The organism is Ruegeria sp. R8_1, from assembly GCF_017743815.1.
Lineage (GTDB): Bacteria > Pseudomonadota > Alphaproteobacteria > Rhodobacterales > Rhodobacteraceae > Ruegeria > Ruegeria lacuscaerulensis_A.
The window spans coordinates 210983-222546 of the sequence record NZ_JAGHRL010000004.1; the positions used below are offsets into that span (position 1 = coordinate 210983).

Sequence of the window (11564 nt, forward strand, 5' to 3'; positions counted from 1 at the left end):
ACTCAGAGAACCGTCACAAAGAACGGCTTTAGTTTCTCTCCTGCCGCAATCGCGGACAGCGCCGATTTCGCTGTGTCCAGAGACTCGCGGATAGTGACGTCCATATCCAGATAGCGATAGGTGCCAAGGCGGCCGACAAACGTGACATTTTCGGCCTTGTTGGCCAGCTCGACATAATCCCCCAGCAGCGCCTTTTCCTTGACCTGACGGATAGGGTAATAAGGAATGTCGTCCGGTTCGGCCGCTCGCGAGAATTCGCGGTAACACACGGAACCGTTATGCGTTTCCCACGGCGCGAAATGCTTGTGCTCGGTAATACGGGTATATGGAACCTCTTCCTCACCGTAGTTCATGACAGCACACCCCTGGTAGTCACCATCATACGTGAAGCGTTCGAAATCCAGCGTACGATACCCCAGCCGGCCCAGCTCATAGTCGAAATACCCGTCCAGCGGCCCCGAATAGAAAACGTGGTCAAAGTCATCGCCCATACTGCGGTCGAATGTCGTGCCCAGCTTCACAGTGATCGAGGGGTGATCCAGAATACCCGCAATCATATCGGTGTATCCGTTTTCCGGCATGCCCTGGAACTTGTGGAAAAAGTAGTTGTCATCGTAGTTGAAGCGAACAGGCAAGCGTTTCAGGATCGAGGCGGGCAGTTCGGACGGATGACATCCCCACTGCTTGATGGTGTAGCCCTTGAAGAACGCCTCATAAAGGTCCTGGCCAACAAACCGCATCGCCTGTTCTTCAAAGCTCTGAGGGTCGGTGATCGAAGTGTCCGCCTGCTCCTCGGTGATGAACTTATGTGCTTCGTCCGGGCGCATCGTCTTGCCAAAGAACTGGTTGATCGTATGCAGGTTCACCGGCAGCGAAAACACCTGACCCTTCGAGGTCGTCTTGACCCGGTTCTTGTAGGGCAGGAAATTGGCGTAGCTGTTGACGTAGTTCCACACTTCTTCATCGTCCGTGTGGAAGATGTGCGGGCCGTAGACGTGTACCATCACGCCTGTATCCGCATCGCGCTCGGTGTGGCAGTTGCCCCCTATGTGGTCGCGACTGTCGATGATTGTGATTTCATGCCCTTGTTCGGCAAGTTCACGACCAATCACCGCGCCAGAAAGCCCGGCCCCTACCATCAGAAATCGACCTTTGTTCATCTATTTACCTTCGTGTTTCGGTGAAATCGTGCTCATGTCGAGCGGCTTGATCAACTGTCGCCTAGCGATTTTGAATATGCCTGACCGTGCCTCGGCCTTGCTGCGAAAGGCGTTCAAAACGGACATCCAGCCACGGCACATCCACCAACCCAACTTCAACCGCCCCGAGATGGGTTGTCCGCCCTGCAAGATACCCGCAAACACGATCGGAACAATGCGTCGTGACAAATCGAACATCTCTTTCAGAACCGCCTCTTCCTCTTCTGAACTGAGATTACCAGAAGCCGCCATCGCCGCCTTCAGGTTTTTCCCGACGGGGCGGGTGTGATGCATTGCGATCTCGTCCAGAATGGCTGTCCTGAATGCACCGGCCTCGGCCCAACGACACCAGATATAGTCCAGCCCGTAGCCGCTCATGGTGCTCTGAAACAGGGGCAGTGCCTTCTGCAGCACATCGCGGTGCATACAAGGGGCCATAATCTCGATGTAGTTTGTGTATCTCAGAACAAAGCCCGGGCACTGGCTGAATACGAAATGCGAAAAATAGCTTTCTGAACTCAACGATGGCTGAGCAATGCGAAGACCATAATGCCGCATCGACGCGAACATGGCATTGACGTCCTGCGCACTGATGTCCAGATCGTCATCAGGCAACCAGAAATAGTCGTAACCCTCAAGGTTCCGGTCAATAAGCGTTTGGTACAAACCGTCCCACTTGCCGCCTTTCAGCAGGACCGCCTCAACCCCGTCCTCTGCGACAAAGCTGTTATAGGCTTCGTCGGAAAAGAAGCTGACGATCAGGTCATAGTCGCGATCTTCATAGGGGATTTCGCACCATCGGTGGTGCAATGACTTGCTGCCCGCACGGACAACGACGAGGCTTTTCTTCATACGTGGCTTCGGACCTTGTTCCCGGCGCGCAACAATGGGCCTAACCCTTCGATTCTGTCAGGATTCAAAGGGTGGCTTAGCCTGCCGTGAGTATATTTGGCCTGATAAACGAGGTTGCGCGCGAACCTGAGCAGAGGCGATCCCGGTTTCATTTTTTTACGGCAATGGTCGATCGAACTACCGAGTGCTTCGCGCTCAGAGATCATCGGAGCGGCCAGCGTAAGTATCGGTACCCGGTGTTCCCAGTAGAACTTCAGATCGATATCAACAGGCCGGGCAATCGGAGCATCAATTTCAAGCAGCTGCGCCGCGGCTTTGCGGCCGATGATATACCCCGTTGTTCGAGGTGGCAGGTGATCTGATAGGACCAGATCTTGGTCCGCAAATTCCTTAAGGACTTGCACGTTCTTCCCCGGAACTCCGTCCAGTTTTATCATCACGCTTTCGAAGCACTCAGAACATTCGTGCATCGCATCCAGAAACGATCTTGGATCTTGCACAAATGTCGCGTCATCTTCGAGCACCAGCCAAACAGGGTCGCCAGAATCCACCAGTTTTTGCCAGATCTGACGGTGGCCCAGCGTACAGGCAACTTCGTTCAGGCTGAGCGGGCGCTTAAATTTTGTACGATTTTCATTCGTGTCGTAAATCTGATGCAGATTTGGCGTATCGAGCTTATGTCCAGGGATAGCATCCGAAAACTCAAACGTGACGCCAAACTTCGCAAGCTCCGCTTCGCAGAATCGTCTACGTTGAACATCTTTCGGCAAACTGAGAACAACAGCTCTTATAGACACGGTTCTATTCCACTCAAATACGCGGCCTTATTAGTGGCCGCAAGCTGCAACAACAACTACATAAATTAACAGATTCAGCAGCAGGATCAGAGCAGCCAGCCTCTGGCAAATATCCGCCTACCACCACACTCTTTACGCGAATTGCGAGTAACGCTCCTCAATACCGGTTTGTGCTCACTGACACATAACTGTATCACAATATTAACACTTTTAAACTGATCCCGATCAACTCGTGTTTTTTTTTGCGCAACATCACGCCCAAATTGGACATTTCCCGCCATTCACCTGCCGATCAGCCAGACCATTACCATGACGCGACGGCTTTCTCGACACACCTGCCCTCTATCAAGTTGTCACGCCTTACAGTCCGCTCTTTTGACAGGACAGAATATAGGTTATCTGAGCGAGCGCATGGTTTCACGATCTGGAGAACGCAATGATTAAGCGTGCCTGGGACAATTGGCGATCTGGCTATATGGGCCGCCTCCTCAGCGAGAGTTTCTATGCGCAGGGTGGCCTGTATGCAGTCGCGATCGTCGCGATGATCGCGGTGGCGGTAACAACCGCTGGGTCAGCTTATATGATGGAATTTATCATTGACGCTATGACCAGCCCGGAATTGCGGAGCTGGGCCCACATAATAGCCTTGGGTGTCATCGGGTTGTTTTTAGTCAAGGCCGTGGCGTCTTATGTACAAGCCGTCTACCTAGCCCGCGCGGGAAATCGAATTGTCGCTGCACAGCAGGATCGGGTGTATCGAAAACTGCTGACTCATGGCATTTCGTTTTTTGCGTCAAACGAATCCTCAGACCTTTTGATGCGCACAACCCACGGGGCGCAGGCGGCAAGGCAATTGATTGATGTCATCGTGACCGGCTTTGTGCGCGATACCCTCACTCTTATCGGCCTTATAATCGTGATGGTCTATCAGCAACCTGTACTATCGGGCATGTTCTTTATTGTTGGTCCGGTTGCGTTGTTGGGTGTGAGATATCTGCTAAAAAGCGTGCGATCGATCATGCAAGCAGAATTCAAGTCTCTGGCCGAGATCATTCGAGTTTTGCAAGAAACGTCCGCTGGCATCAAAGTCATCAAGGTTTTCTCGTTGGAAGACAGGATGATAAACCGAATGGACACTGCGATCCGCAAAGTCGAAAACCGTTCGAATGACATCGCAAAACTTCAATCTATCGCCAGCCCACTGATGGAGTTTCTTGCAGGTCTTGCCGTGGCCGGTGTTCTGGTGGTCAGCACTATGGGCATTGCAGGCAGTGAACAACCGACTGCTGGCCAGTTAATGTCATTCATCACAGCCCTTCTGATGGCGTATGAGCCCGCGAAAAGGTTGTCCAAAATGCGCGTTCAGATCGAGACATGCCTGGTTGGTGTTGGCTTGCTTTTTGGTCTTCTGGATCAAGAAGATACAATGAAAGAAAGCCCCGACGCCCGTGACCTTTTAGAGGGTCCTGGCGATATTTCTCTGCGCAACGTCACCTTCGGTTACAACGGCGCCATGCCGGTTATTGAAGAGATGAACGTCAACTTCGAAGCCAAAAAGACCACAGCTTTAGTCGGGCAATCGGGCGGCGGCAAGTCAACTATTTTCGGCTTGATCATGCGGTTCTATGACCCCGAGGACGGCAGCGTAGAAATAGATGGACAAGATCTGCGTCATGTCAGCTATGCATCGCTCAGAAGAAAGATTTCGTATGTAGGACAGGACACCTTTCTGTTTTCCACAACAGTTATGGAAAATCTGCGCTGCTCGGCCCCCGAAGCAACCGATGAAGAGGTCATAGCCGCGGCAAGAGCTGCCCATGCGCATGATTTCATCACTGAATTGACCGATGGTTATGAAACACAGGTCGGCGAGAACGGAACATTCCTGTCCGGTGGGCAAAAACAACGTATAGCGATTGCTCGCGCAATACTGCGCAAAGCCGAGATTCTGCTTTTGGATGAAGCAACAAGCGCACTGGATGCAGAATCCGAATCATTGGTTAAAGCCGCTTTGGATTCGCTGACCGAAGACGTGACCGTTATTGTGATCGCACACCGGCTCTCTACGATTCTTGAGGCGGACAAAATCATGGTTGTTCAGGATGGAGCGGTGATCGAACAAGGAAATCTTGAACAGTTGATGGAAAAGAACGGCAGCTTCCGCAGCCTATTCGATCAACAATTCAAAACGCACGAAACCGAAAAACAAAAAAACGAAGTAGAATCTTGAAAAACACGAGCTTCAACACGAGAGAAGGCTTTTGACGGTGCCCGCAAATATCCAGTGGACCGATTGGCTGTGCTGCAATACCCCCAAGACCAAACGCTGTTTCGCGGATACATAGAAGAACAATTCGAATTTAGGACTCTGGCATGAATAACACTTTTACAGGTTGGAGAGAACTGTGGCTGGCAAGTGGAGAAATCCGACTCAACACCACTTTCTCTCTTTCCATGAAGAACGACGGCACGTTCATTACTTTTCAGCGAAAAAACGAAACTGCCGCCGCCACGATAAGAGTTGAGAACGGCAAGCTTTCTGTTTCGCAGCAACAAGACGGCGGGAATTGGGTGAAATTGATCAATTCGATCAAGCTTAAAGGCAAAGACAGTATTACGATCCAATTGCAACGCACCTCAGAGGGCCTCAAGCTATCGGGTGACGATATCGACGGTTCAGTTGAGATTCCTGTCGATTTGTCCAAGGTTGGTAAAGTCTGCGGATCCGGAGAAATTTGGAATTTCAGTTTCGAAGAAGCCACGTCAAAGCTGGTCACAACAGCTTTGCAGCGTGTTATTCGCGAGGTCGCTGAATTTCCCGAAGGCCATCTCACAAAGCGTCAGGATGATCTGATCTACGATTTTGGGATGCACTCGGGAAGCGATACTGAATTCTATCTTGCCAAGGGGTTCCGAGTGGTCGCAATCGAAGCCAACCCCCAGATCGCCGAACGCAACGCAACCCGGTTTGCAGAGGAAATCAACGACGGACGCCTCGTCTTGCTAAACTTGGGCGTTGCTGAAGAAAACGGATTGTTGCTGTTTCACGTGTCGTTGGTGAACTCGGAACAGAGTTCATTCGACAAAGACATGGCTTTGCGGTTGGGGCCAGTCGAGTCATGTGAGATCAAAACCGTGAATCCAGCACATATCTGGCCAAGTTTCGGTGTGCCCTATTACGCCAAGATCGACATCGAAGGATTCGACGGCACCGTGATCGACTCGATCGGTGACCTGACGGAAAAACCAACATATGTCAGCTTTGAATCCGGTTTTGACGACTGGTCGGATCGCGTAGCGACATTGTCCCGAGCTGGCTATAGCAGCTTTAAGGTGATCGATCAGATGAGTGTCTCCGGCAGCTCCGCGCTTGAGCCCGCGCGCGAGGGCAAGACTGTGAAGTACACATTTCTTGGCCCGTCGAGCGGACCATTCGGAGAGGAAACTCCTGGCGAATGGGTTTCTGAAAATAGTATTCAGCGCGAAATCGACAATCTGAGGGCCCGGAATCCGGAAAACACCGGTTGGATAGATATTCATGCTAAAATTGGAATGTCTACACGAATCAAATCTCGCCTCCGTGGATTGCTGTCATAGTATTCGCGTATTCCACAAACAGAATCCTGCTTACAAGAAAAGTGTCCACATGGAATTCTCGATCACTGGTTGCTCGGACAAGAAAATCAGCGGAATTAGTGCCGCTGACCGAAACCAATTCAAAACAGAAGTTCTCAAAAACAAGTCCGGTCCAACCCCCGAACTTAGTGTCATTATTCCCTCGTATAACTGTGCGACCACTTTGCCAGAAACGCTGCATTCAGTTTTTGCTGCCGCAGGAAATCTGACAATCGAAGTGATTGTCGTCAATGACGGCAGCTCAGATGAGACCGCGGATATCGCAGGTGCAATACTTTCCGAATGCAACACAAGTTGGATGGTTCTGAATCGCCCAAACGGGGGCCTGTCCGCCGCTAGAAACACAGGCCGCGAAGTAGCAACCGCACCCTACATCGCCTATCTTGACGGCGACGATCTGATGGCCCCCAAAGCCTACGAACGAATGGTTCGCTATGCGGAAAAATTTGATTGTGCTCAGGTCTTTTCCCGCTCGGTTGTGTTTTCCGACACAACTTTGGCTGTTCGTCCCTTTTACGACAGCGAAATCTGGGACAGCATTCTGGGCGGTCTGCAGCATAGACAGTTTTGCCCGCAGGTTGAACCAAGAGTATTCCGCACAGAACCAAAGACATGCGCACGAATCTGGAAACGTGCGTATGTCGAGGAACATGATCTTAGTTTCCCAGAAGGACGTCTGTTCGAAGACGTTGGCATCCACTCTATAGCACTGGCAATTGGCGGACGCGTGGGGATCCTCAACGAAATCGGGCTGCTTTATCGCGAAGGACGCTCAGGGGCGATTACGCAAAGCAAAAGCGAAGGGCGGCTCGACGTCCTGAGCAACGTCTCGGACGCTTTGGATCATCCTGCGATCCAAGACCTGAACGATGAGTGCGGTCGCAACCTGCTTGCCGGTTACATGCGCATCATAAATTGGTGTCGGCAGTCTATTGCGGTTCAACTGCGCCACAAGTTTTTAGCTGCCCAACCCAGTCTTCACAGAAAGTTTCCAAAGAAGTGGGTCCGGAAACTGGCGTTGTCCGACAAGGTAACCGCGCGGTTGATCGCAAAAGGGCTTATTGGTGACGGATCGATAAAGTCCGCGCTTGATGGCCTACCCCTTGCTTGGAAGATTTCGCGTCCTCTCAGCCTGCGCCGGAAACGTTATGGCCTGCCATGGACGCAGTACCGAACAGTTGGTTTCAACGCGCCTGAACTTGCAACTGACACATTTTCAAAACACGCGTTTTGGGATTGGGGCATAGGCTGGGCGACAACACCTGTTGACGGTACAGCGGTTTTCATCGACGCCGACGGAACAGATGGTGCCCTTCGTTTCGCCAAAGACCGGCCAAAGTCTCGCGTCATACTCGTTTGTCGCAATGAACAACGGCGAGATGCACTTGCCGCCAAGGCCCGGACCGCGAATGTGGCGAACTTGATCATATTCGACGAAGTGGCATCCGCAGCGCCTGAGTTGGGCAGATGGAAAAGGATTAATTTTCTGTATGTCAGATCGCTGGACGATCTTTCTTTTTTGGAGACGTTCAATACGTCAAGCGGCACCTCGTTACCCGCACCCGAATATGTCTGCGGGACATTTAGTGACTTGGACATTGACCCTGTCGATTTGCACCGGGCAATGCAGTCATTCAGCTCTGCATTTTGCATGAGCGGTCAAAGCGGCTTGCTGGTTTCGGGTAGGTCAAGGCCGCCTGAAATGCCAGAAGTCAGTGTCGTCGTTCCAGTCTATAACGTCGAAGAGTATCTTGACGAATGTGTTGAATCGTTAAGTAATCAAACGCTGCAGAATCGTGAGATTTTGCTGGTCAATGACGGGGCTACCGACAGGTCCCCTGAGATTTGTAATGCTTGGGCAAAGCGCGACCCGACCGTCAGGGTCATCAACAAGGAAAATGGCGGCTGTGCGTCTTCCCGGATGCAGGGCATGGTCGAGGCAAAGGGCGAATACGTCACTTTTGTCGACTCGGACGACTGGATGGAGCAAAGTGCTCTGGACGATTTGTATCGCCTGACCGTTTTATCAAACGCTGATGTTGTTGAAGGTGATTGGCGCTTTGCTTATCCCAACAACCGTTTCGAACACGAACTGCCATTGGAATCCAACAGCCGCTGGCCCGGCCCGGGTGGCATTGACTATCGAAGTAGTGCCAACGGTATTCTTGGTCGCCCAACAATATGGCGGCGGCTCTATAAGAAAGCATTTCTGGACGCGCATCAGATCGAATTTGAGGTAAAGGCCCGACGATTTGACGATCTGCCGTTTCAGTTTCACGCGCTAAGCGAAATAGTTAACGTACCATATGTCCCAAAGGTAATTCTAAATTACCGACAGGAACGCGAAGGCCAGGACGTTGCGATCAGTGATGACCGCCTTTTCATCCACTTCCCTTTGTTGGAAACTGTTCGCAACATAGCCCTGAACTCCGCAGAGCGCGGGACTTACGTTAACTACCTGCGTGTTCAGCTAAACACTCATCTTTGGGGTTTGGAGAAAATCGACCCTGAGTTTATCGACGACTATCGCCGATGGGCAGCTCTTGACTTGTTTGGCCCGCACCAGATTTGGTCGAACCTCAAATTGCTCTTTTGGTTCCGGCGCAAGCGCAAAGACGCCAAGGGCGATATCCGTAAGCTCTACTGGGCGTACCTAACCGGCAAAGCAGCAAAAACCTTGCCCGGGTACGGCGACGTGAGATAAATTTCCAAAGGGCTCAACACCCTTTGGTCTACTGCAACCTATCGCAAGGCTTGCATATTATCTGCCCGAGATGACCCTATCCGGCAGAGCCTGCTTTCTATTCAAAAAGGTGCCGCGTTTTCCCACTTGAGTTGGGCTTTCGTGGCCTTTGCGACACGACATTGGGGCGGAATAAACCAAACCGGCAAGAATTGATTTGATCACCCGCAGACTTTGTATCAAAGGGAGATTGCCGCCTTGAAAATGACAACTTTGGCGTGAATTTGTTGAACTATTGAACGACAAGCTCTTGAGGCCTGATATGACCGTATCCATTCCGACCCCAAATATCTCTTCTCCTCTCAGCGCCATTCAAGGAAATGTGGCGTATGGAGACGGCAACCCAAATACGGTCACGACAATTACATACAACTTTGACCAATACGCGGGGTCGCAAGCTTGGACCAGCGCGTACAAAGATGACTTCCGGGCCGCACTGGCGGTTTTTGAATCCGTTGCAAACATCCAGTTTGTCGAGGTCAACGACTGGCGAGACGCGGATATTTACGAAGTCATATCCCCATCCTCAAACCCGAATTTCTTCGACTCGCCCAATATCCTTGGCTACCATGTAACACCGTTCAACGGCCCCTCTGAGGGAGCATTCAATACAGATTTCTGGACGGCTGGTCCTGGCGGAAACGGGGATCCAGGAGGGTTCTTTTTTACAACCCTGTTGCACGAACTGGGCCATGCGCTTGGGCTGGGCCATCCGCATGACGGTGGCTTGGGGACGACCGTCATGTCCGGCGTAACGTCACCGTTTAACTCCTTTGGTACAGGTAACCTGAACCAAGGTATCTTTACCGTCATGTCCTATAACGACGGCTGGACACAGGTAAACGGAATACTGCCAGCCAATTCAGCCTGGGGAGGGTCGACTGGCTTGGGCGCTCTTGATATCGCGGCACTGCAGGCAATGTATGGCGCGAATACCTCCTATAACTCGGGCACGAACAGCTACAATCTGGCGTCGTTCAATTCATCTGGCGTCGGTTATCAGGCAATCTGGGACACCGGCGGAATTGATACGATCCGACACACCGGCAGCGCAGCAGCCACAATCGACCTGCGTCCGGCGACGCTGGGCTACGATAATATGGGGGGTGGTGCCGTTTCATATGTCCAGGGCGTAGACGGTGGTTTCACCATCGCAGCCGGAGTCGTGATTGAAAACGCCTCGGGTGGATCGGGCAACGACATCATCATTGGGAACACCGCTCAGAATGTTCTGAACGGAAACGGCGGAAACGACACAATCTACTCGGTGTCAGACGGCACCAACAACAATACAATCCGCGGTGGCTTTGGACAGGATATCATTCACCTTGCCAATGGCAGTGGCGCAGACACTGTCTATGGCAATGAAGATAACGACGTTGCAATCGTAGTCAACAATACTGGGTCATTCGAGGGCGGAGAAGGCTGGGACACCGTCCGGTTTGCCAGCGCTGTAAACACCTACCTGTTCCTGAACAATGGCAGCTCCTACACTATCTTCAATGTAGTGACCCGCGCTTCATTTACGGTCATGAACGACGTCGAAGGATTCGAGTTCGCTTGGGGCGCCCAGCAATATACATTGCCGCAGATTTCGGCAGCGACGCAAATCTTTGACATCGAAACGACCGGCACCACCCTGCAGCACGCGGCACACGGGATTTATCTGGTTGGGGGTAGCAGCAGCAATATCGCAGTGACCAACAATGGTGCGATTGTAGGCGCGTTTTCGATCGCTGGATGGAGCGCGATTCAAACGCAGGCGAATGAATTTGGCGGCTTTGGTCTTCTCTGGCAAAACACAGGAGGCGCCTATCACGAATGGGCGCTAAACGATCAGGGCCAGAGAGTCAGCGGGCGCGACATTACAAACGTAGTTGATGTCGAAGTTTTCTACGGCACAGACCTCAACAATGACGGCACAATCGGCCACAAGGTCACCCTGATCGAAGACGATGGATCGACGACTCTGTCATCCTCGACCCAAGGCATGTACCTGATCAACGGCAGCACCGAAATCCTGCAAAACGGGGCACCCGTCGGCCCCAATTCAATCTCGGGCTGGAGCGCCATCCAGGCCGAAGCAGCAAACGGTGGGTACAACGTTCTGTGGCAGAACGTGAACGGTGACTACTATGAGTGGATCCTGAACGGTCAGGGCGCGCTTATCGGCGGAAGCGTTGTGGGCAACGTGATCGATGTAGAAGTATTCTACGGAGCGGATATCAACAACGACGGAACCACTGGTCATTTCACCACCCTGATCGAAGACGATGGATCGACGACTCTGTCATCCTCGACCCAAGGCATGTACCTGATCAACGGCAGCACCGAAAT

General features: G+C 52.0%; 7 protein-coding genes. 4 read left to right on the forward strand and 3 right to left on the reverse strand.

Translation table 11 applies throughout. From position 1 onward, the window contains the following. Nucleotides 1-2: 2 nt before the first annotated feature. Genes glf through J7380_RS11345 form a run of 3 tightly spaced genes read right to left on the reverse strand, consistent with a single transcriptional unit; the run spans nucleotide 3 to nucleotide 2848 of the window. Complete coding sequence (gene glf, locus J7380_RS11335; RefSeq protein WP_209195846.1) at nucleotides 3-1160, reverse strand: UDP-galactopyranose mutase; 1158 nt, start codon at nucleotides 1158-1160, stop codon at nucleotides 3-5. Further along, nucleotides 1161-2051 (reverse strand): hypothetical protein, encoded by an 891-nt coding sequence (locus tag J7380_RS11340; protein ID WP_209195847.1) that lies wholly within the window; start codon nucleotides 2049-2051, stop codon nucleotides 1161-1163. It lies immediately after the preceding gene. Then, nucleotides 2048-2848: a glycosyltransferase family 25 protein gene (locus tag J7380_RS11345; protein ID WP_209195848.1), complete on the reverse strand. Its 801-nt coding sequence runs from the start codon at nucleotides 2846-2848 to the stop codon at nucleotides 2048-2050. Before J7380_RS11345 ends, J7380_RS11340 begins: the two co-directional genes overlap by 4 nt. A 436-nt stretch (nucleotides 2849-3284) precedes the next feature. Here J7380_RS11345 and J7380_RS11350 point away from each other — a divergent pair, with 436 nt between their 5' ends. From J7380_RS11350 to J7380_RS11365, 4 genes are all read left to right on the forward strand, one after another. Continuing rightward, nucleotides 3285-5078, forward strand: a complete 1794-nt coding sequence (locus tag J7380_RS11350; protein WP_209195849.1) for an ABC transporter ATP-binding protein — start codon at nucleotides 3285-3287, stop codon at nucleotides 5076-5078. Nucleotides 5079-5221: 143 nt separating this feature from the next. Continuing rightward, nucleotides 5222-6445, forward strand: a complete 1224-nt coding sequence (locus tag J7380_RS11355) for an FkbM family methyltransferase (protein WP_209195850.1) — start codon at nucleotides 5222-5224, stop codon at nucleotides 6443-6445. A gap of 49 nt (nucleotides 6446-6494) precedes the next feature. Further along, nucleotides 6495-9188 carry a glycosyltransferase family A protein gene (locus J7380_RS11360; RefSeq protein ID WP_209195851.1) on the forward strand — a complete coding sequence of 898 codons (2694 nt, stop codon included), beginning with the start codon at nucleotides 6495-6497 and terminating at the stop codon, nucleotides 9186-9188. Between the two features lie 301 nt (nucleotides 9189-9489). Then, nucleotides 9490-11564 (forward strand): matrixin family metalloprotease (locus tag J7380_RS11365; protein ID WP_209195852.1); only part of this gene is annotated, 2075 nt, incomplete at its 3' end.

Bases quoted from the DNA above. Each gene is read 5' to 3' on its own strand.
- glf (WP_209195846.1), bottom strand. From the start codon at position 1,160: ATGAACAAAGGTCGATTTCTGATGGTAGGGGCCGGGCTTTCTGGCGCG.
- J7380_RS11340 (WP_209195847.1), bottom strand. From the start codon at position 2,051: ATGAAGAAAAGCCTCGTCGTTGTCCGTGCGGGCAGCAAGTCATTGCAC.
- J7380_RS11350 (WP_209195849.1), top strand. From the start codon at position 3,285: ATGATTAAGCGTGCCTGGGACAATTGGCGATCTGGCTATATGGGCCGC.
- J7380_RS11355 (WP_209195850.1), top strand. From the start codon at position 5,222: ATGAATAACACTTTTACAGGTTGGAGAGAACTGTGGCTGGCAAGTGGA.
- J7380_RS11360 (WP_209195851.1), top strand. From the start codon at position 6,495: ATGGAATTCTCGATCACTGGTTGCTCGGACAAGAAAATCAGCGGAATT.